At 52.7% G+C, this 22,466-nt stretch carries 19 protein-coding genes; 16 read left to right on the forward strand and 3 right to left on the reverse strand.

The window, feature by feature from the left end; all coding sequences use genetic code 11:
• Positions 1–13: 13 nt before the first annotated feature.
• The 4 genes from ABIE48_RS11500 (at position 14) to ABIE48_RS11515 (ending at position 5,751) form a co-directional block, all read left to right on the forward strand.
• Positions 14–913 (forward strand): carbohydrate ABC transporter permease, encoded by a 900-nt coding sequence (locus ABIE48_RS11500; protein ID WP_076167155.1) that lies wholly within the window; start codon positions 14–16, stop codon positions 911–913.
• A gap of 39 nt (positions 914–952) precedes the next feature.
• On the forward strand, positions 953–2,473 hold the full coding sequence (locus ABIE48_RS11505) for an ABC transporter substrate-binding protein (protein ID WP_192714518.1): 1,521 nt from the start codon (positions 953–955) through the stop codon (positions 2,471–2,473).
• Positions 2,474–2,584: 111 nt separating this feature from the next.
• On the forward strand, positions 2,585–4,327 hold the full coding sequence (locus ABIE48_RS11510) for a sensor histidine kinase (RefSeq protein ID WP_192714517.1): 1,743 nt from the start codon (positions 2,585–2,587) through the stop codon (positions 4,325–4,327).
• Positions 4,328–4,353: 26 nt separating this feature from the next.
• Entirely contained in the window at positions 4,354–5,751 is a 1,398-nt protein-coding gene (locus ABIE48_RS11515; protein WP_192714516.1) for a response regulator, read from the forward strand.
• A gap of 30 nt (positions 5,752–5,781) precedes the next feature.
• Here ABIE48_RS11515 and ABIE48_RS11520 read toward each other — a convergent pair whose 3' ends face one another.
• A complete protein-coding gene (locus ABIE48_RS11520; protein ID WP_145020854.1) occupies positions 5,782–6,678 on the reverse strand; it encodes a LysR family transcriptional regulator in 897 nt (298 codons plus the stop codon).
• Between the two features lie 104 nt (positions 6,679–6,782).
• Here ABIE48_RS11520 and ABIE48_RS11525 point away from each other — a divergent pair, with 104 nt between their 5' ends.
• The 5 genes from ABIE48_RS11525 (at position 6,783) to ABIE48_RS11545 (ending at position 11,213) form a co-directional block, all read left to right on the forward strand.
• Complete coding sequence (locus ABIE48_RS11525; protein WP_192714515.1) at positions 6,783–7,703, forward strand: DMT family transporter; 921 nt, start codon at positions 6,783–6,785, stop codon at positions 7,701–7,703.
• A gap of 257 nt (positions 7,704–7,960) precedes the next feature.
• A complete protein-coding gene (locus tag ABIE48_RS11530; RefSeq protein WP_089546898.1) occupies positions 7,961–8,377 on the forward strand; it encodes a VOC family protein in 417 nt (138 codons plus the stop codon).
• A gap of 240 nt (positions 8,378–8,617) precedes the next feature.
• Complete coding sequence (locus ABIE48_RS11535; protein WP_192714514.1) at positions 8,618–9,568, forward strand: glycoside hydrolase family 43 protein; 951 nt, start codon at positions 8,618–8,620, stop codon at positions 9,566–9,568.
• A 98-nt stretch (positions 9,569–9,666) separates the two neighbouring features.
• Positions 9,667–10,386, forward strand: a complete 720-nt coding sequence (locus tag ABIE48_RS11540; RefSeq protein ID WP_076167139.1) for a YebC/PmpR family DNA-binding transcriptional regulator — start codon at positions 9,667–9,669, stop codon at positions 10,384–10,386.
• Between the two features lie 83 nt (positions 10,387–10,469).
• Entirely contained in the window at positions 10,470–11,213 is a 744-nt protein-coding gene (locus tag ABIE48_RS11545; protein ID WP_354518903.1) for a spermidine synthase, read from the forward strand.
• A 113-nt stretch (positions 11,214–11,326) separates the two neighbouring features.
• Here ABIE48_RS11545 and ABIE48_RS11550 read toward each other — a convergent pair whose 3' ends face one another.
• Together ABIE48_RS11550 and ABIE48_RS11555 are read right to left on the reverse strand one after the other, a co-directional pair.
• Entirely contained in the window at positions 11,327–12,169 is an 843-nt protein-coding gene (locus ABIE48_RS11550; protein ID WP_145020847.1) for an aldo/keto reductase, read from the reverse strand.
• A 138-nt stretch (positions 12,170–12,307) separates the two neighbouring features.
• On the reverse strand, positions 12,308–13,525 hold the full coding sequence (locus ABIE48_RS11555) for an MFS transporter (RefSeq protein WP_192714513.1): 1,218 nt from the start codon (positions 13,523–13,525) through the stop codon (positions 12,308–12,310).
• A 180-nt stretch (positions 13,526–13,705) separates the two neighbouring features.
• Here ABIE48_RS11555 and ABIE48_RS11560 point away from each other — a divergent pair, with 180 nt between their 5' ends.
• The 7 genes from ABIE48_RS11560 to yicI all read left to right on the forward strand — a co-directional run bounded on the left by ABIE48_RS11560 (position 13,706) and on the right by yicI (position 22,075).
• Positions 13,706–14,137 (forward strand): winged helix-turn-helix transcriptional regulator, encoded by a 432-nt coding sequence (locus ABIE48_RS11560; protein WP_192714512.1) that lies wholly within the window; start codon positions 13,706–13,708, stop codon positions 14,135–14,137.
• 123 nt (positions 14,138–14,260) lie between these two features.
• Positions 14,261–15,058, forward strand: a complete 798-nt coding sequence (locus ABIE48_RS11565; protein WP_192714511.1) for a helix-turn-helix transcriptional regulator — start codon at positions 14,261–14,263, stop codon at positions 15,056–15,058.
• Positions 15,059–15,535: 477 nt separating this feature from the next.
• A complete protein-coding gene (locus ABIE48_RS11570; protein WP_145020834.1) occupies positions 15,536–16,591 on the forward strand; it encodes a LacI family DNA-binding transcriptional regulator in 1,056 nt (351 codons plus the stop codon).
• A gap of 111 nt (positions 16,592–16,702) precedes the next feature.
• Positions 16,703–17,926, forward strand: coding sequence for a sugar ABC transporter substrate-binding protein (locus ABIE48_RS11575; protein ID WP_192714510.1), 1,224 nt, complete (start codon positions 16,703–16,705; stop codon positions 17,924–17,926).
• 24 nt (positions 17,927–17,950) lie between these two features.
• Positions 17,951–18,877 (forward strand): carbohydrate ABC transporter permease, encoded by a 927-nt coding sequence (locus ABIE48_RS11580; RefSeq protein ID WP_192714509.1) that lies wholly within the window; start codon positions 17,951–17,953, stop codon positions 18,875–18,877.
• Positions 18,874–19,713 (forward strand): carbohydrate ABC transporter permease, encoded by an 840-nt coding sequence (locus tag ABIE48_RS11585; RefSeq protein WP_354518907.1) that lies wholly within the window; start codon positions 18,874–18,876, stop codon positions 19,711–19,713. Before ABIE48_RS11580 ends, ABIE48_RS11585 begins: the two co-directional genes overlap by 4 nt.
• 40 nt (positions 19,714–19,753) lie before the next feature.
• Entirely contained in the window at positions 19,754–22,075 is a 2,322-nt protein-coding gene (gene yicI, locus ABIE48_RS11590) for an alpha-xylosidase (protein ID WP_192714507.1), read from the forward strand.
• The last annotated feature ends 391 nt before the right edge of the window (positions 22,076–22,466 follow it).

Raw genomic sequence — 22,466 nt, forward strand, 5'->3', positions numbered from 1 at the left:
GTAGAGGAACGTCATGAGGACAGCAAGCGTGAAAAAAATCATCGGCCCTTCCTTGATCCACCTGTTTTTCTGGGCTTTTACACTGGCATCATTGATTCCCTTTATACTGATTTTTATGGTGTCGATCTCGAGTGAGGATTCGATCCTGCAAAAGGGGTATTCCTTGTTCCCCAAGGAAATCAGCTTTGCCGCGTACCAGTTTTTGTTTAACGATTTCTCGGAGATTGCCAAGGCTTACGGCGTCACCATCCTGACGACGCTGATTGGAACGGTAGTCAGTTTGCTTATGACCGCATTGTTCGCCTATCCGTTGTCCCGTCCGGATTTGCCCCTGCGGCGTACGTTATCGTTCTATATATTTTTTACGATGCTGTTCGGCGGGGGAATGGTGCCCTGGTATATGACGTACGTCAACATGTTTGACCTGAAAAATACGATTTTCGCCATGATCATTCCCAATCTGCTGCTGAGCGCCTTTAATGTCCTCCTGATGCGAAGCTTCTTTTCATCGACCATTCCGGAGTCGGTAGTGGAGTCGGCAACCATTGATGGAGCCAGCGAAATCCGGATATTTTTCAGCATCGTCCTGCCCCTGTCGCTGCCGATCATGGCGACCATCGGGCTGTTCAACACGCTGTCTTATTGGAACGACTGGTATAACTGCATGCTGTTTATTGATAAGCCTGAGCTGTACAACATTCAGTACTTGATGACCAAAACGTTAACCAATATCCAATACCTGCTGATGAAATCGGGAAGCTCCGCCCAGGTAGGCGAGCTGCTGGCCAAGATGCCCCGGGAAACGGTCCGGATGGCGCTGGCCATCGTCGGGATTGCCCCGCTGCTGTTCGCTTACCCGTTCTTCCAGAAATATTACATCAGCGGGATAACGAGCGGCGCCGTCAAGGGCTGACTCTACATCATTTAATCGTTGAGAGGAGAAGCGTCGACAATGAAAAAAGCCTACCATTTGGTGCTGATCATGATGCTGTGCGGAATGCTTGCCCTGACGGGCTGCGCCAAAGGAGGTGCAGGTGACTCCGGCGAAGCTTCTGGCACGGCCGCCGGCGGCACCGGTTCGGACAGCGGCACCGGTCTGAAGCCTTATAAAATTACGCTGGTGTATCCGGCGTCCGCACCCAAGGATCTGCAGCTGGTCCAGGATGAGATGAGCAAATACCTGACGGAAAAAATCAACGCGACGATCGAGCTTAGGCCGATTGAATGGGCGTCATGGGATGATAAGACCAACCTGATGAAGATTTCCAACGAGCCGTTCGACCTGCTGTTTACGGCAAGCTGGTTCTCGTATGCCAAGGATGTGGCCAAAGGCCAGTTCGTGGAACTGGATGAGCTGATGGCGCAGTACGGCAAGGACATTCCGGGAATTCTCGGAGATGACTTCATTAAAGGCTCGAAGATCGGCGGCAAATTGTACGCGCTGCCGACGAAGAAGGAATTCGGACAGGGCTTCGGTTTCCTGCTCGACAAGAAGCTGGTGGACAAATACAAATTCGATATCAGTGGCGTCAAGTCGCTGGAAGATATGGAAGCCATGTTCAAAACGATCAAAGACAACGAGCCTGGCGTGACCCCGATCGTCTCCAGCAAGTTCACGAATACTTGGAGTGCGGCCAATTACGACGGGATCGTGGCGAACCTGGCCGTTCCGCGGGGAAGCAAGGAACTCAAGGCGGTCGATACGCTGGAGGATCCCAAGTTCATCGACTTCTTCAAACGGATGCATCAGTGGTATCAGAACGGCTGGTTCGACAAGGACATTCTGACCTCTGACGCCGACCAGGGAATGAATATGATTAAAGCCGGCAAGGCGTTCGCCGTGGCCCAATCCCTGAAACCGGGCAAAGACAAGGAGATGAGCGTCACGACGGGCGTGGACCTGGTACAGGTCGAGACGGCGGAGCCGTTCACGACGACGGGAGATGCGCAGGGGGCGATGCTCGGCATTTCCCGGACATCCAAGGATCCGGCGCGGGCCATGATGTTCCTCGATCTGCTGTACAACGATCCGGAACTGCTCAACATGCTGGACTGGGGCATTGAGGGCAAGCATTACGTGAAAAAATCCGACCAGGTCATCGATTACCCGGAAGGCGTCAATGCGGACACGCAAACCTACCCGAATCCGGGAGGCTGGATGTTCGGCAACCAGTTCAATTCTTATCTGTGGGCGAACGAGGATCCGAACAAGTGGAAGGAATTCGAGAAGTTCAACGAGCGGGCGGAACGGTCGATCGCCCTCGGATTTGCTTTTGACCAGGAGCCGGTCAAATCGGAGCTGGCCTCCATCGCCAACGTGGAAAAAGAGTTTGACGCCACGCTCCGCTCCGGTGCCGCGGATCCGGAGAAAATCATTGCCAAGTGGAAGGAAAAACGCAAGGCGGCCGGCTTTGACAAAGTCAAGGCGGAAGTAGACAAACAGCTCGCCGAATGGGCGAAGGCGAATCCATAACATCTGCAGTTACAAGGGAATCTCCAACCGGTATGGCTTAAAACCGGGGATGGGGGTTCCCTATTCCCCTTCCTGAAACACTTTATTTTGACAAAAAGGACCGAGAGAGCTATGAATATCAAACGTTCGCTGCGCAGCAAATTAGTGATCGGCTTCATTGCCATTACGCTTCCGCTCTTCCTGCTCTTGCTCTATAACAATTACTACGCGATGAACACGGTCCGGGAACAGGTGGCCGAATCGAACAAAAACTCGATCATCCTGTATTCAAGCCAGATTGAGGCGGCGCTCAACAAGGAGATCAAATTTTTGTACAACTTCGCCGTCGAGGATCCCAACATAGCCGCGCTGTCCCAGCTGCTGAACGATGAAGACGAATATGTTCTGGCCAAGGCCCGGATCCTGAACAGTCTTACGCGCTATCACCGGTTCGATAATAGCGTGGACCTTCAGTTCATCTATTCGGTGCAGAACCATGATTTGTTCAATACGCCGATCAAGACGCAGTCTTATGACGAACTGCAGTCGATTCAAATGGCTATTCAGCAAGTGGTGAAAAATGCCCGTCCGGACAGCCCTGTGTTCATGCAGTGGAAGGCGATTCCATACAGCAAGGGCAAATACGCCCTGATCCGGCTTGTGGATGCTGGTGATGGTTTCTATTTAGGGGCGTTCGTTCAGCTGAAAAACTTGATGATCCCGCTCGATCTGGTTCATCTCGGGGAGGAGGGCTACGCCGGCTTTCTGAGCGAAGCGGGCGAATTGATCACCAGTTCGGCGTCTCCCGATTCGCCCAAGCTGGACATCCCGCCGGTCGGAGATACAATCGATACCTATCAGACCGTAAAGGCGGAAGGAAGACGGTATATCGTGGTCCAGCACCCGATCCAGAGTACGGAACTCAGCCTGAGCGCCTTTATTCCGGAAGCCCGGATGCTGCAGAATCTGTACCACTTCAGACGGGGGATCCTGATGATTTCCGTCTTGGCGGTCATCGTCCTGATTATTTATTTGATCTACTTGAACGATATCATCTTGAAGCCGATGAACAGCTTGATCCGTGGTATGCGGAGCATCAAGAACGGCAATCTGGCTTACCGGCTGAAGCCTTCCAAATCGAAGGAATTTATGATCATCAATGACACCTTTAACAATATGGCTTCCGAAATTCAAGAGCTGAAAATCAGCGTGTACGAGGAGCAGATCAAGGCGCACAAAGCGGAGCTGAAGCATCTGCAGCTTCAGATCAATCCCCATTTTCTGCTGAACTCAATCAATATCGTATACAATTTGGCCCAAATTCAAAATTACGGCGTCATCCAGCTGATGTGCCTGAATCTCGTTCAATATTTCCGCTTTGCGACCCGTACGAACCAGGTGGCGGTGACAATGGCGGAGGAGATGGAACATTTGGAGAGCTATATCCGGATTCAGCAGGTCCGCTTTCCGGACCAGGTGACATACGCCTGCCATTTGCCGGAGGAGCTTGCCCAGGCGGCAGTTCCGCCGCTGCTCATTCAACCTTTTGTCGAAAATGCGATGAAACACGGCTTTGATTTTATGGACCATCCGTTTCATATCGATATCCGCATCGATCATGCAGGAACGGGAGAGCTGACGGTCGTCATTGCCGACAACGGCGCCGGGTTTGACGAAGAGACGCTGCAGCTGCTGCGGACAGGGGCATACATGGAGAGTCGGAGCGGCGAGCATCTGGGCATGACGAACGTCCTGTACCGCATGAAGCATTTTTTTGGCAGCGAAGCAGGACTGTCTTTTGGGAATGCTCCTGAGGGCGGCGCCGTCGTCACGCTGACGATTCCCCACCGGAGGGTGGAGGAATTCGCTTCCTAAACTTGAACAGAACTGGAGGGAACCCGATGTATAAAGTGCTGATCGTGGATGATGAAATGTATGCCGTTATGGGAATCAAGAGTGGAGTCGATTGGGAGGCGCTGCAGGTTTCAGAGATTTACGAGGCTTATAATCTCAGGGATGCGCTGAAAGTGTTCGAGCGTGCGGCGATCGACGTGATGATCTGTGATATCGAAATGCCGAAAGGAACCGGAATTGAGCTGCTGGAGCGCGTTAATGACATTTCGCCGGAAACCGAAACGATATTTTTGACGGCTCACGCCCATTTTGATTTTATGCAGCGGGCGATTCAGCTCGACGGATTTGACTATCTGCTGAAGCCGATTGAGTACGACGTGCTGAAGTCGTCGATCGCCAGGGCGCTGGAGTCTGTCAGGCAGGAACGGGAGATGACGGAGCTGAGGGCACGGTACAATGAAACCTGGCAGAAGAGAAAAGGACTGATCACCGAGAAATTCTGGAACGACGTCCTTACCCGGCGCATCAATTGCACACCGGATAACGTGCTTAAAATTTTGCAGGAGCATGAGCTGCTTGCTTTATCAGGGACGACCTTCATGCCTGTTCTGGTCAGCGTGGAATCGTGGATGCGGGAGTACAGCACTCGTGATGAGGAAATGATGGAATACAACATCCGTAAAGCAGCGGAGGAGATGCTGCTCGATCCCGGCCGCGGTGAGGTGATCCAAACCAAGCAGGGGGTCAACGTTGTTATTTTGTACGGTCCGGATGATGGGGAAGTACACGAAGATACATTGTATGACCGCTGCATGGCCTACCTGGAGTCCTGCCGGCGTTATTTTCACTGCACCTTATCCTGTTACATCGGGAAGCCGTCGACATTATTCGAAATTGGCGAAACCTATCAAAAGCTGCTTGAGATGGAGTACGGCAATCTGAACAAATCGAATGAGGTGTACCGGCTGGCCGGGTTCGTACCGGAGAGCGGCCAGGTGCCTGCTGCCAAGCTCCGGAATTGGATACAGCTGCTGGAGCTGGGAAAGCTTGAGGATGTAGAGCGGGATCTGAAGACCTGCCTCGCCGCCCAGCGTCTTATTCCGGCGTTGTCCGAGAAAGAAAGCCATCCTTCGGTCATTCAGCGTGTCCAGTGTTACATTGCCGAGCATCTCCATGAACCGATCACAAGGGAGCAGCTTGCCTGTTGTGTGCATTTGAATCCGGCATACTTGTCCCGTCTGTTCAAGCGGGAAACGGGAGAGTCCATTACGGATTACATCCTTCGTGAGCGGATGGAGGCCGCCAAAGAGATGATCAGGGAGTCCAGCATGCCGATTTCTGATGTGGCCAAGTCTCTCGGATACTACAATTTTTCGCATTTTTCCAAAATGTTCAAAAAGGTGCATCACGCCTCACCCCAGCAGGTCAGACGAAAGTCGGTTTGAAGGCGTGGATGCCGTGCGGCATCTCGCCGCCTAAGCTTGCTCGTCGGGATGCGCTGCTGCAGGCGGGAACAGCCGGAATGCCGTATCCACAAACAATCTGACGGCAATAGATGCCTGTTTGAAGGACGGAACGGCAAGATGCAGCTTGCGGTACGCTCTGGGAGTCAACTCCCGGCTCATGACATGTTCAGGCACGCTCTGCAGGGACAGCTCCGACATGATGCAGATGCCCAGTCCTTCGTTGATCATGTTCAGGGCAGTCGGATAGTTGGTCGTAATATGCTTCACGTTCAGATTCGCTCCCCCAGCACTGAACAGCTCCATAACCGGCAGCTCATAGCCGCCCTTGCAGACCAGCATCGGCTCATCCGAGAGATCCTGAATCCGGATTTCCTTGTAATTTCGGAAGGGGTGATCATCACGGAAAACGACGTGTAGCGCTTCGTTCCGCAGCAGCCTTGTGTCCAGATCGTTCAGCGGCGGAATGAGGAAGCCGACATCCACGACCAGCTCGTCGAGCCAATGCCGGACTTCCTCCACGGTGCCTTCATACATCTGAATATTAATGTTCGGATACTTGTCGTTGATGGCCCGGACGATTTTCGGATAATAAAAGGAAGCGGCGGCCGGAAAGGCTCCGACACGGATGCTGCCGGTCTCCAGCCCTTTCTCGGCGGCGACCTCCTGCGAAATTTTTTCGTATTGCAGCAAAATTTCCCTGCCAGTGACCACGATCCGTTTGCCGATATCGGTCAGGACGACACCGTTTCGCGGATGACGGTTCAGGAGGGTAACTCCGAGCTCGGACTCCAGGCTGGAAATGGCGCGGCTGACCGCCGGCTGGGTCATATTCATCATCTGGCCCGCTTTCGTAAAGCTTCCCGTTTCCGCGACGGCCACGAATAGTCTGATCTGTGTCTCATTCATAACGGAAATGTTATACCTCCTATGAGGAATATGCATTTTATTTATAGTTCAACGTATTGTATCATGGTTATTGACCATGATTCAAGGAGTGACCTTCCGTGCGAATGCAGAAGAATACATTGTTTCTATTAATCTTTTTAATATTGGTATGGGGAATCAACTGGCCGTTATCCAAAATAGCTCTGGACTATGCGCCGCCAATCTTGTTCGCCGGCTTGCGGGCACTGATCGGCGGCGTGCTGCTCGTGCTGGTGGCACTGCCTAAAGCGAAGCAATTGCGGCTGCGTCAGACCTGGCCGATCTATTTGACCTCCGCGCTTCTCAGCATCGTTATATACTATGGTGTCCAAACCATCGGACTGCAGTATACGCCGGCCGGATTGTTCTCGGCGATCGTGTTTCTCCAGCCCGTGCTGCTTGGGCTGTTCTCGTGGTTGTGGCTGGGAGAGGCCATGACCAAGCAGAAGATGCTTGGCCTGATCGTCGGCTTTGCCGGTGTCGCCACCATGAGCGCGGGCGGGTTTACCGGGGACGTTTCCGCCGTAGGTATTATTTTGGCGCTGGTCACTGCCCTCTCCTGGGCGCTTGGCACGGCTTATGTCAAGAAGATCGGACCCAAGGTCGACTCGACCTGGCTGACGGCGATGCAAATTACGATCGGAGGTGTCATTCTGCTGCTGGCCGGTTCGAGGATGGAAGACTGGTCGAAGATCCAGTGGAACGGGACGTTCATTTGGGATACGCTGTTTATCGCCGTTTTCGTCATCGCGGCAGGCTGGTTCGTCTATTTTAAACTGATCAGCGAAGGGGAAGCGAGCAAAATCGGTTCGTTTACATTTCTGATTCCGATCGTTTCGATTTTTTCAAGCGTGCTTTTTCTGAACGAGCAAGTGACGATGAATCTTGTAGCCGGCCTTATTCTGGTTCTTGCCAGCATTGTGCTCGTCAACGTACGGTTCCAGCGCAGAAGAGCATCGGCGCTGCCTGCGGTGCCTGAGGGGAAGGCAAGGCCTGGAGCCCGATGAACCGGGAGATCGGGATAGAAATTAAAGCAAAAATCCGCGTTTATCGCGGATTTTTTCATTTTTTTTGCGAGATCAGCGATTATAGCAATTTATAAGAAATCCTGGCGTCATTTCTATGATAGAATGCAATTAAGTCAAACGGTATCACGATCTGTGAAGGCAGACTAGACTCAGGAATCTCCGCTTGGTGGAGCAAATGTTGAGCCTGATCATGCTCAGGTTACCGTGAATATTCCGAGAAAAGGTGGTAATTTTAAATGGCGCTGCAATTGGACAAAATTTTCGTGAATCTCCCGGTTAAAAACCTGAAAAACTCGATCGAATTCTTCTCCAAAATCGGATTTGCCTTTAATCCTCAATTTACGGATGACAATGCAACCTGCATGGTAATCAGTGATCATATCTATGTCATGCTTCTGGTTGAGCCGTATTATCAAACGTTCACCAATAAAGAAATCGCCGACGCCTCCAAGACGAACGAGGTCATCGTGTGCGTGTCCGCCGACAGCCGCGAGCAGGTGGACGAAATCGTAAACAAGGCACTGGAAGCGGGCGGCAAGCCGTCCAATGACAAGCAGGATCACGGATTTATGTATGGCTGGAGCTTCCAGGATCTCGACAACCATTTGTGGGAAGTCATGTATATGGATCCAAGTGCCGTGCAGCAGCAGTAAGCCATTCAACAGATATCATAGAAAAGAAGGTGCAGGCTGCCGAGCCTGTGCCTTTTTTTTGAAGAGATCAGAAAGTATAAGTTTCGGAGCCTCTGCTTCTTGATCTCGCAAGAAAAACTTCTTTTAGACGCAGTCTGTCTTCTTTGAAGGTACGTCGATAGAAATTTTTCTTAGGAAAACGGTTCCATAGTTTGGTAAAATGATATACAGGACAAGTCACTTGTGGAGAGGAGCAGCATTGTGAATCTTAAAGGTAACGACCGCCGTTCAGGCAACCCGATTTTTCCCGGATGGTATGCCGATCCCGAACCCCGAATCTTTGAGGGCCGGTACTGGGTATATCCTACATACTCGGCAGCTTACGATGACCAGACGTTTTTCGATGCGTTTTATTCCGATGACCTGGTTCACTGGACCAAGGTTGAACGGATTCTGGAGATGAAGGACATTTCCTGGGCAAGACGGGCGATGTGGGCCCCTTCCCCGATCGAGCGAAATGGACGCTACTATTATTATTTTGCGGCGAACGACATCCAGAGCAATGATGAGCTGGGCGGCATCGGTGTTGCCGTGGCTGACAGGCCCGAAGGACCTTTCCGGGACGCCCTGGGGAAGCCGCTGATCGACCAGTTTTACCATGGCGCCCAGCCGATCGATCCTCATGTTTTTATCGATGACGACGGTCAGGCTTATTTGTATTACGGGGGATGGAAGCACTGCAACGTCGTGAAGCTGAACGAAGACATGGTCAGCATCGCTCCTTTTTCAGACGGGGAGGTATATAAGGAGATTACGCCGGAGAACTTCGTGGAAGGCCCGTGCATGATCAAGCGCAAAGGCAAGTATTACTTTATGTGGGCCGAAGGCGGTTGGGGAGGCCCGGATTATTCGGTGGGGTACGCCGTCTCGGATTCGCCGCTGGGGCCGTTTGTGCGGGAGGCCAAAATACTGCAGCAGGATCCCGAGGTGGCTACGGGAGCGGGACATCACGGCGTCATTCAGATTCCGGGTGAAGACGAGTGGTACATCGTTTACCACCGCCGTCCGCTGAGCGAAACCGCAGCGAATCACCGTGAAGTCTGCATCGACCGGATGGAGTTTGATCCCGAAGGCCGGATTAGGCCGGTGAAGCTGACCTTTGAAGGGGTGCCGCCAAGAACATTGCCGACACGGGAGAAGAGCGATTCGTAAGGCGGAAGCTTGTTCAATAGACCGTTTTTGCGATATAATAGAACACGTCTTCTACAAGGAACGATAGAATCTGATATTAGTGAAAGAGAGCGGATCGTATGGGTCGTAAGTGGAATAACATTAAAGAGAAGAAAGCATCGAAAGACGCAAACACTAGTCGTATATATGCCCGCTTCGGGCGTGAAATTTATGTCGTTGCCAAGCAGGGCGAGCCGGATCCGGAATCCAACCGGGCGTTGAAGGTCGTTCTGGAACGCGCCAAGACGTACAATGTGCCGAAGGCCATCATTGACCGCGCGCTGGAGAAAGCGAGAGGCAACTCTGATGAGACCTATGACGAGCTGCGGTACGAAGGCTTCGGGCCGAACGGATCCATGGTGATCGTGGATGCCTTGACGAATAACGTCAACCGCACCGCTTCAGAGGTCCGGGCTGCATTCAGCAAGAACGGAGGCAACCTTGGCGTCAGCGGATCGGTCGCCTACATGTTCGATTCCACCGCAGTCATCGGCGTCGAAGATAAGACGGAAGAAGAAGTCCTGGAGCTGCTGATGGAAGCGGATGTCGACGTTCGCGACATCATCCAGGAAGACGATTCAGTCATCGTATATGCCGATCCGGAGCAGTTTCATGCCGTGCAGGAAGCCTTCCAGAACGCCGGCGTAACCGAATTTTCGGTTGCCGAGGTTTCCATGATCGCGCAGAACTATGTGGAACTTCCGGCCGAGTCCCAGCCGGCATTCGAGAAAATGATCGATGCGCTCGAAAACCTGGAGGACGTCCAGAATGTGTACCACAACGTGGAGCTTGAAGATTAATCAGCGTGACGCGATTTGCCGGAAGAAGGCCATTGTCTGAGAAGACAATGGCCTTCTTTTCGGTAGGAAAGGAGAAGACGGAATTGTACGAATTAGCGAGAAAATCGAACGGAAACCTGGAAATCGTCGTCTACGAAGCGCATGAGCTGTTTGGTCAAACGGGCCGCTTCCGCGTTCTGCAATTTGGAGACAACGCGGTTCAAGGCGCCATCGACCTCCGGCATCCGGACCGCATCGTGCTGGAGTATCCGCGCGAAATTGTCCGGCTGATTCGTGAGCAGACGCCAGAAATCGACAGGATCTTTATGATCGGACACGGAATTGGAACGATTGCCGGCCAATTTCGCGAAGATCAATGCCTCGTGGCCGAGGTCAACGCGGATATCGTGGAGCTGAGCAGAAGCTATTTTCAATACAGCTGGAACAATGTCGAGATCGGAGACGGAAGGGCTACATTGGAGCAGCAGGCCGACGCCTCCTTCGACTATGTGATCTTAGACGCGTTTACACGCGAAGGGACGCCTCATCATCTGACGACCGAGGAATTTTTTGCGCTGGCCCGGCAAAAGCTGAAGGCAGGCGGGATGCTGATCATGAACGCAGCTGGCAAGCTACAGCGGGACCCCGTGCTAAGTGCCATTTATACCACAATGGAGCAGGTGTTTGCTTCAGTTCGAGCATTCGCCCTGACAGAAGGGGAACGGGATGCAGAACGGAACGTGTTGTTCCTGGGCTCGGAAATGCCGGCCGCAGTGGAAGTCAATGGTTTGGAAGGTTTTATGCAGGTGAAGCTGGAGCAAGGATACATTCTTAGAGATCGCGTGTAATGCCAGAACAACAGAACATGGTTAACTGTGTGCAAAAACGATGGAATTAAAAAAACGCCATCCTTCCGAATCCGGAGGGATGGCGTTTTCGTATGGTGAATGATAAAGCAAAATTAGAAATCGAAGTTGTCGGGGTCGGGACCTACACGGCGGTTCTCGTTGAGCCCGTCGATCCGGTCCATATCTTCCTGGGACAGTTCAAAGTCGAACAGCGATGCATTTTCGACGATACGGTGCTCTTTCGTCGATTTGGGGATGGTCACGACCTCATGCTGCAGGTCCCAACGGAGGATCACCTGGGCGATGGACTTGCCGTATTTGTCCGCGAGTTCTTTCAGCAGCGGATGGTTCAGCAGCTCGCCCTGCATCAGTGGAGACCACGCCTCGAGCTGAATGTTGTGCTGCTTCGTGAAGTCACGAAGCTCTTTCTGGGTCAGCATCGGATGGAATTCAACCTGGTTGATGACCGGTACGATTTCCGCATCCTTCATTAAATCTTCCAGGTGGTGTACTTGGAAGTTGCTGACGCCAATCGATTTGACGCGGCCGTCTTTATACAGCTGCTCCATCGCTCTCCACGCCTCTTTATATTTGCCGGCAACCGGCCAGTGGATCAAGTACAAATCCAGATAGTCGAGACCCAGCTTCTTAAGGCTTGTCTCGTAGGCCGCGATGGTCGATTCGTAACCGAGGTCTGCGTTCCACACTTTTGAAGTAACAAAAAGGTCTTCCCGCTTCAGTCCGTTATCGGCCAGCGCCTCGTGGATTCCCTGGCCAACGCTCGTTTCGTTGGCATAGACCGCAGCGGTGTCGATGCTCCGGTAACCGTGCTTCACAGCAGCTTTTACTGCTTCGACGAGCTCACTGCCTTCCTCCACTTTAAAGACGCCCAGGCCCAGCCAAGGCATTTCGATACCGTTATTCAATCGGGTTTTGCTTTGTACATGTTGAGTCATTATAAATTGCCTCCCAGATGTTGTTTGTCATGATATAAATTCGTGTTGCCTCCGCTATTCGAAACCCATTCGCTTATCATTACCGGAACTGTATAGAACTTATCCGCATTAGATACGATAGCTAAAAAAGGGTCAGGTTTACGCACTGAGCATGTTGTTGTCACTAACGGATGACGCCGTATCCTTGCGTTCGAGGGCCCGGCTCCACCAGGTGAGCAGAACGGCTGCCGCAACCATGATCGAGCCGATCCATGCGGTATGAATCAGGCCGAGATGATCGGTCACGATTCCGCCCAAATACGCGCCGAGCGCTATGCCTGCGTTAAATGCAGCGATGTTCACGGACGAAGCGACGTCGACGGCCTTCGGCGCAAACCGTTCCGCCAGCATCACGACGTACACCTGAAGTCCAGGCACGTTCATGAAAGCCAGGAGCCCCATGCCGAATATCGTAATCAAGCCGGCAACCTTGAACGGGGCTGTGAATGTGAGGAGAAGCAAAATGACCGCCTGGATCAGGAACATATACAATAAGGCGGATAAAGGCCTGCGGTTGGCCGCTTTGCCTCCGATCACATTACCAATGGCAATGGCGATGCCGTAGAGCAGCAGTATCAGGGCGACGGTTGATTCTTTAAAGCCGGTAACATCATGCAGCAGCGGCGACAGGTAGGTAAATACCACAAAGGTTCCTCCATAGCCAAGCGCAGTAATCAGAAAAGCAAGCAGCAGGCGGCCGTTCGCCACAATTTTGACCTGATCGCGGACCGGCGTCCGGACGCCTTTGCGCAGGTTGCCCGGTACAAGGATCAGGTTGGCAATCAGCGCGATAACGCCGACGATCACGATCGCCACAAACGCGGCTCTCCAGCCGAGCTGCTGACCAATGAATGTTCCCAGCGGCACCCCGGTGACGGTCGCCACCGTCAGTCCGGAGAACATGATGGAAATGGCGCTGGCTCTGCGGTTTTCCGCGACGAGATCGGCGGCAATCGTTGACCCGATCGACATAAACACGCCGTGGGACAAGGCCGAAATGATGCGCGCCGTAAGCAGCAGACCGATCCCGGTGGATGCGGCTGCCAGACTGTTACCGGCAATGAATACCAGCATGATGCCGATAAGCAGAATTTTGCGCGGCACACCTGACGTTAAAGAGGTTAGAATCGGCGCTCCAAAGGTGACACCGAGCGCATATAACGTAACGGTCAACCCGGCAAGGGTTACCGAAATGTGCAGGTCATTGGCGATCAGGGGAAGCAGCCCCACACTGATAAATTCAGTGGTACCAATCGCGAACGCGCTGATGGCTAAAGCTAATAAGGCAAAGGTTGCGCGTTTTTTATCCAAAGACATGATATCATCTCACTCCTATATATGTTGCTCTATCTATTTGATGTTGTGTGATCAAGCTACAGGGTAGTCATTACCGGCCGGTGAATGTTATTATGTACCCGTGAAGTAAATTTGAACAGTACGTACTTTTTAGTACGATAGGCACCAAAAAGTGCTCATAGATGTTGAGGAGGGTTTTGGATGGAAAAAAAGAAATACAATATTTCGGTTGAAGCAACGCTGGAAGTCATCGGCGGCAAATGGAAGTGCGTGATCCTGTGCCACTTGACGTATGGAAAGAAGCGGACAAGCGATCTGCGGCGGCTGATGCCGTCTATCACGCAGAAAATGCTGACCCAGCAGCTCCGTGAGCTGGAGGAGGACGGGATCGTAAACCGTATCATCTATCACCAGGTTCCGCCGAAGGTGGAGTACGAACTGAGCGAATACGGGTGGAGCCTGAAACCGATCCTGGACTCCTTATGCTCTTGGGGGGAGAATCACATTATTAAAGAGTATGGCGACAAGTTTGCCGTATTGGAGGATAACATTCTGAACAATAAGGACATCGGCCTCGCCACCGAAATGGATCAACCTGCGTTAGAACAGGAAACTTCCTTGTCCAAAAACTGAAATTTGTCTTTTATTTGAAGAGCAAAATATGGTAATATGAACGGGAACAGTTGTTCCTGGTTTGGCAGGGGTTGGCCCAGACTCATTGGCCTCATCCATCCGGGACTCAAGGGAGGTTAAGGTATGACCAACAAGTTTCCTGAACTGGATGGAGTCATTACTTATATTCAGAGCCGGCTGGATGAACCGCTGGAGCTGAACACGCTGGCGAAGTACGCAGGGTACAGCCCGTACCATTTTGCCCGGATATTCAAAGCGCGGATGGGGCTTCCGCCGCTCTATTACGTATCATCGCTAAGGCTGCATCGAGCCAAAGAGCTGCTGCTGAGCACCAATCTAAGCATTCGTGACATCAGCCTGGAAATCGGCCAGCAGAGCCTCGGCACGTTTACTTCCCGGTTTACGGAAAAGGTTGGGGTAACACCTTCCCTATTCCGCAATTCAAGGGACATCGCGGACAACCATTTAAACTCTCTCAAAGCGCTCGAAAGCTGGTATGATCTGCCGGTTTTGACGTCACCTGTGGGAACCGTGGAAGGGTCCATATCCTTCGAGGTACCGTTCGAAGGGGTCATCCTCATTGGATTGTTCGCCAAACCGATCCCTGAAGGGCTGCCACCTTACGGTACGCTTATCTCTTCGGCGGCACGTCGATTCCGGTTTACCGGCGTGAAGCCTGGAACCTACTATTTATTAGCGACTTCGGTCTCATGGGGAATGAGGGCGGCCGATTTTCTGGTGCCCCAAACGACGCTTCGCGCCAAGCATAAGGTCCCGATTGTCGTCGGTCCCGATAAATCGGTTCCGTTTCAACGGGTAAACATGCGGGTTCCGCATCCGGACGATCCGCCCATCCTAATATCGCTGCCGCTGTTGATGAACAATTTTCTTCATATCAACAGTCAACTCAGCAATCGGTAAGAAATCCGTTCCTGATCGCGGTGTTATAGTAGAGACAGCGGGGCAGGAAGTTATCCATGTACATAACGATTCATACAATGTTGCGCCTTTTCGGACTCCGTAATCCCGAGCTTTTTCGGCTGCGGCTTGTATTCATGGAAGGGACAAGCATATATTCATCGTCCGCTGCCATGTCACATGTCTAAGGCTTCTATATCAGTTGAATTTGTAAGCAAACAGGGGACTTCCGGGATTCTCGCGGAGATCCCTTTTTGCAATGGAACAACTGGAGCTTGTAAGTTAAATAACCATGGTCCCGGCTGGCGCAAAGAGGAAGGCGATTAGAAGGACTAGAAGAGATAAAATGATTATCGAACATCATTTTTTGTTCTAAACCATCATGAAAGCGTTGACACGCGGGAAGCCGCGGAGTTACAATAAACCTGCCTGAAAGATCAAACGTCTTTCATTCTGCAGAATAAGACAAGAGGTATACTTATGAAGGATCATAAAAGACTGACGTTAAAAGGAATCGCTCAGCAATTGGGCATCTCGGTCGCCACGCTGGACCGGGTCCTCAACAACCGCGGCAATGTGAAGCCGGAGACGTACCGGAAGGTTATGGAGAAGCTGGAGGAACTGGAATACACGCCGAACAAATCGGCGAGATTCCTGTCACGGGGGACTGAAATTTCCTTTGCGATTGTGTTTCCGGAGCATCCGGATTATTTCTGGACACAGATTGAGCGCGGCATCCGCCTAGCGTATGAGGAACTGCGCGATTATGGCCTCCGAATTGAAATTTTCAAATCGGAGAGCTACGACACGGAGAAGCAGAGACAGATCGTGCAGGAGATCGTGGACAGCGGCGCCTACGACGCGCTGGCCTTGTCTCCCAACGACTCCCAGCAGATGGAGGATCCGATAGACCAGGCGATCGATAAAGGAATGGCGGTATGCACCTTCAATAACGACGCGCCGCTCAGCAAGCGTCTGTTTTATGTTGGCTGTGACTATCGGATCGCCGGAAGACTCGCTGCTGACATGCTGTGCAAGCTGATAGGGAGCGGTGGACGGGCCGGACTGATTACATCGGATGCCAGCAGCCTGCCGTCGGCGACTACATTTCAGATGCAGCAGAAAATTACCGGCTTCCGCGAAGTCATTGCCGAGCAGGGGAACATCGAAATGGCACTGCCGCTGAAGCTGAAGCATGAGGAATACGATCATCCGGACCGCTTTGGCGAGTACTTTCGGCAGGTCGACGGCATTTATGTCACGAGCGCCAAGCTGCATGTTATTGCGCGCCATCTGGAAGAAGCGGGTCTTGGCGGCACCGTGGCTCTGATCGGCCATGACATGACGGAGGATATTTATCAGGATCTGGACCGCGGCACGGTCACGGCGACGATCTGCCAGGACCCGGTAAACCAGGGCTATTTGGCGGTCAAGACGCTGTTTAACCATACGGCCAGCGGTGAGAAGGTGAATTTGCGGGAGAACATCTCCAAGCTGGAGCTGGTTACGAGGGAGAACGCACGGTACTATATCTAAAGGTATAGGATGCCGGGCTTCTCACGAGAAAAATGATGTACGTACATCATTTTCTGATTTTTTTAATCATAAAACCAAAATACTAGATCATTTCGTAAGGAGGACATGCTTATGCGCGGCAAAATGAAAGCGCTCTTTCTCGCCTTTTCGCTGTTTGCCCTGACGCTGACCGCCTGCTCGGCAGGTTCTGGTACCGATTCGGGAAAAGTCACCCTGACCTGGTGGGATACGATGACGACGGACGGCAGCGTAACCGCGATCAACAACATCATCAGCGAATATGAGAAGGCCCATCCGAACGTGAAAATCAAACGCACATACGTATCTTCTTCCGATATTAAAAACAAGCTTTTGCTTGGTTCAATCGGCAATCAGGGGCCGGATATCGTATGGATCGACAGCGCAGACCATCAGACTTTCGCCGCTGCCGGCATTTTGGCTGACATCACCTCCGAGGTTAAAGCGTGGGGCCAGGCGGATCAATATTATGACGGACCATGGTCCTCCACGGTGTACGACGGCAAAAATTACGGCGTTCCGGTCGGAAGCAACAACCTGGCTCTGTTTTATAACAAAGATATGTTTGATGAAGCGGGCATCAAGCCGCCTACCAACTGGGATGAGCTGAAGGAAGACGCCAAGCTGCGCACCAAGAAAAATGTATACGGTTTCGCGGTTAGTGCGGTGAAGACGGAAGAAGGGACGTTTCAGTTTTTGCCGTTCGTGCTGCAGGCCGGCTCGGATGTTCCCGACTTTGATAGTCAGGGCACGCTCGATGCAGTAAACCTGTATGACTATATGGCCAAAAACAACTACATGTCCAAGGAAGTGATCACGCAGAAGCAATCCGACACCGCGACGCAGTTCGCCGCAGGCAAAGTAGCGATGATGGTGAACGGAACGTGGCAGATCCCGTTCCTGCAGAAGGAAGGCAAAGTCAATTGGGGCGTCGTGCCGCTGCCGAAGGGCAAGACGGGAGCGACCGTGCTCGGAGGAGAAAACTGGGCGATCTCTGCCGCCTCCAAGCATAAGGATGCTGCCTTTGACGTCATTCGTTTCGCCAACGAGCCGGACCGGCTGAAGAAGCTTCTTCAGACCAACGGCCGTCTGCCGAGCCGCAAAGATTTGCTGCAGGATTCATTCTGGCAGAAGGATCCGCAGATGAAGGTGTTTGCGGATGCGATGGAGGTGGCCAAGGCACGTGCCTACGGCCCGGATTATGCGGGAATTTCCGAAGCGATCCAGACGATGCTTCAGCAGGTACTGACCGGGCAGGCTTCTCCCGAACAAGCCGTTCAAACGGCCGCCGGCAAGATCAAACCGCTTGCACCCTAAATATTGAGAAGGAGGAGGAACCACATGTCTGACCAATCCTATTCCGCGGCAGCGCCGAGAACGTCCAAGCGCTTAAGAAGTACAGCATGGACCCGGTATCTGTTTGTTCTGCCCGTCATCCTGTTCCTGCTGGTGTTCATTATTTTCCCGATCGTGTACAACCTGATTCTCAGCTTTCAAAATGTGACGGTATACAACTTTAAGGGGCATCATGCTTTTGCGGGTCTGGCGAGCTACATCAAGACAATCAAAGATCCGGTCTTTTTCACCGCGCTTGGAAACTCGGTATTGTTCACCGTTCTCAGCCTCGTGTTTCAGTTTTCAATCGGCTTTGCGCTGGCCCTGTTCTTCAACCGCAGTTTCCCGGGCCGGGGCATGATGCGCTCGCTCATGCTGCTCGCCTGGATGCTTCCGGTCGTCATCACGGCTTCGGTATTCCAATGGATGCTGAACGGCGACTACGGGGTGGTTAACTACATCCTGCAAAGCCTCGGGATTATTAACGAGCCGCACAGCTGGCTCAGCGAAAACGGTACGGCGCTGCTTTCCACGATCTTCGCCAACATCTGGGTCGGCATTCCGTTCAACATGATCATCCTGCTGTCCGGACTTCAAGGGCTGCCGGAGCAGCTGTACGAGGCGGCAAAGCTGGATGGTGCGGGGAAAATGCTGCAGTTCCGCCACATTACGCTGCCGCTCATGAGACCGACGATACTGATCTTGCTCATGCTGGGGATCATCAATACGTTCAAGGTGTTTGACATGATCTTCATCATGACGGCGGGCGGACCGGTGAACTCGTCAAACGTCCTGCCGATTTACGCCTACCAGCTGTCCTTCACCAAATTCCAGTTCAGCCAGGGCGCATCGGTATCCATGATCATGTTCGCGATTCTTACGGTGCTGGCCGTGATCTATCTCCGGATGTCCAGTAAGGAGGAGGCTGCATGATGAACCAGCGAGCTCAATGGAAGGGCGCCGGCATGACTGTGATCGGTGCCGTCATCACCCTGTTGTTTCTGTTTCCGGTCTATTGGATGGTCAAAACGTCGATAACCCCAATTACGGACCTGTTCTCGTCACCGCCCCATTTTGGCGTGCTGAACGCAACCTTTACGGCTTACTATGACAACTTCATTCACAATACGGATATGCTCCGGTATATCGGCAACAGCTTTATTATCGCCATCGGGACGATGATCATGTCGCTGCTGTTCGCCACGCCCGCGGCGTATGCACTGGCGAGACTGGATCTGAAAGGCAAATCGATGATCATGATTCTGCTGCTCGCGATCCAGATGCTGCCCGGTATAATGATGGCGATGCCGCTGTTCATCATGTTCTCGAAGGTTCATCTCGTGAACAGCTACTTCGGGCTCATCCTGGCGGACATGATCCATGCGCTGCCGTTTGCGGTCCTCGTCCTCCGGCCGTCGTTTATGGCACTGCCCAAAGGGCTGGAGGAAGCGGCGAAGATTGACGGCTGCAACCAGTTTACGGCGTTTACGCGAATCATCCTGCCGCTCGTCGTGCCCGGCATGATGACGGTCGCGGTGTTCTGCTTCCTTTTCGGCTGGGGCGACTTCATCTTTGGCCTGACCTTGACGACCGAGGACAGCGTACGCCCGCTGACGCTTGGACTGTACCGCTTTATCGGACAGTACGGCACGGAGTGGAACAACCTGATGGCGGTCGCCACGCTGGCTGCACTTCCGATCATTATCATTTTCATCGGCCTGCAGCGCTACGTCGTAGGCGGCATTACCGCCGGTTCCATGAAAGACTGACAATATTAAATAGAAGATATAGATAGGAGAGAGACCCACTATGAAATTTACAGACGGCTATTGGCATGTGCGGCAGGGGCTGCAGGTATTGTATCCGGTTGAGGTAAGGGATATTGAGACCGGGCAAGACGAAATGACGGTGTATGCATCCACCAAAAAAATCGTCCACAAAGGCGATACGCTGAATACGACGCTGCTCACGGTCCGTTATTCTTCCCCGATGGAGAACGTCATCTGCGTGGAATACATCCATCATGACGGCATGGACGACAAGGGCCCAGCCTTCCAAATCTACAAGCAGCCGGATCTGAAAGTCCAGGTCGAGAAGCGCGACGGCGCCGTTACACTCACCAGCGGCAAGCTGACCGCTACCGTTCGTCCAGACGAAGGGTGGAACGTCACGTATGCTTATAACGGTCGCCGCCTCACCGGCACCGGCTATAAAGGCCCGGCTTACATCAAATCCTCCGAATCGACGGATGTATATATGAGGGAACAGCTGGACCTGGGGGTCGGCGAATACGTGTACGGGCTTGGGGAACGGTTTACGCCTTTTGTGAAAAACGGGCAAGTCGTGGATCTATGGAACGAAGACGGGGGAACCAGCAGCGAGCAGGCCTATAAAAACATCCCGTTCTATGTGTCCAGCGAAGGATACGGCGTGTTCGTGGATCATCCGGAGCGCGTTTCATATGAAGTCGGGTCCGAAAACGTCTCGAAGGTGCAGTTCAGCGTTCCCGGCGAAAAGCTGAAGTATTACATCATTGGCGGATCCAATCTGAAAGAGGTTCTGCAAAACTATACGGCATTGACCGGGAAACCGGCGCTTCCGCCTGCCTGGTCTTTCGGCCTGTGGCTGACGACCTCGTTTACGACCAGCTATGATGAGGACACGGTGAATAGCTTTGTGGACGGCATGCTCGAGCGGGACATTCCGCTGCATGTGTTCCATTTTGACTGCTTCTGGATGAAGGAATTCCAGTGGTGTGACTTCAAGTGGGATCCCGACGTGTTCCCGGACCCGCAGGGAATGCTGCGGCGGCTGAAAGACAAAGGGCTTCATATCTGCGTCTGGATCAACCCGTACATCGGGCAGAAGTCGTACCTGTTCAAGGAAGGCAAGGAGAACGGCTATCTGGTGAAAAATCCGGACGGCAGCGTCTGGCAGTGGGACCGGTGGCAGTCCGGCATGGGGCTTGTGGATTTTACCAATCCGGAGGCAGTCCGGTGGTACCAGGGCAAGCTGAAGGAGCTGCTCGACATGGGCGTTGACAGCTTCAAAACTGACTTCGGCGAACGGATTCCGACGAACGTCGTTTATCACGACGGCTCCGATCCGGTGAAAATGCACAACTACTACACGTTCCTGTACAACCAAACGGTATTTGAGGTGCTGGAGGAGACGCTCGGTAAAAATGAAGCGGCGGTGTTCGCCCGTTCCGCCACGGCCGGCGGCCAGCAGTTCCCGGTGCATTGGGGCGGCGACTGCTCCGCCTCATACGCATCGATGGCTGAATCGCTTCGCGGCGGCTTGTCCTTGTCGCTCAGCGGCTTCGGGTTCTGGAGCCACGATATCAGCGGCTTTGAAAGTACGGCCACACCGGACCTATATAAGCGCTGGACCGCTTTCGGGATGCTGTCCACGCACAGCCGGCTGCACGGGAACCAGTCGTACCGGGTGCCTTGGCTCTTCGACGAGGAAGCTGTTGACGTATTGCGCTATTTTACCAAGCTGAAATGCACGCTGATGCCGTACCTGTTCCGTTCCGCCGTGCAGACTGCTGCAACAGGGGTGCCCGTCATGCGGGCCATGGTGCTGGAATTCCCGGAAGATCCGAACTGCCATGTGCTGGATCGCCAGTATATGCTCGGGGATTCGCTTCTCGTCGCACCGGTCATGAACGACCAGGGACTGGCACGGTACTATGTACCGGAGGGACGCTGGACCGATTTCATAACCGGAGAGATTGTAGACGGGGGCGGCTGGATCAGCCGGCAGATCGACTACTTTACGGTTCCGCTGCTGGCGCAGGCCGGAAGCATCATTCCGGTCGGGAACAATGACCAGCGTCCGGATTACGACTACGCGGACGGCGTGACCCTTCATGCCTTTGAACTTGCAGATGGGACGGAAACGACAAGCGTCGTGAACGGGACGAACGGCAAGGAAGAATTAAAGGTCACGGTAACCCGGAACGGGGGGAGCATCGATGTCCAGGCGGAAGGAACCAAGCCGTGGAAGCTGCTTCTGCGCGGCATAAGCCAGATCGCTCAAATCGAAGGCGCCGAATCCGCCGTGACCGAGCAGGGGGTACTTTTGTCGCCACATGCAGGCGTTAAGCAGATATCGATTCAATTGTAATGGGCATTGTCCTAAGCAAACAGGAACTATAGCGATACTTACGTCGGGCTCCCGAAATACCGCCTTTGGCCGGTTTTTCGGGAGTTTTTACGTTTACTTTTATTACATTGAGCTTCCTTCTATAATGGCGCAATGCGTCCCTTTAACGTTAATTTTCTTAAGTTCATTCTATCTACTTATAACGGTAACGCTTACGTTAACGATGACGCCAACCTTTGGAAAAAGAGCGAATCAACAACCGCTGATATCCATATTACAACATGTGAAAAATTCACAATAGAAAGTCACAAAAAATCCGCACCTATCTCCGACCTGCAAACCCATTTTATCGTACAACCTAGACACTACTCACTGGTCACAAGGTAGGTCTGTCCACTCCGCCAGACCACCT

Source organism: Paenibacillus sp. OAE614, from assembly GCF_040546645.1.
GTDB classification, from domain to species: domain Bacteria; phylum Bacillota; class Bacilli; order Paenibacillales; family Paenibacillaceae; genus Paenibacillus_AQ; species Paenibacillus_AQ favisporus.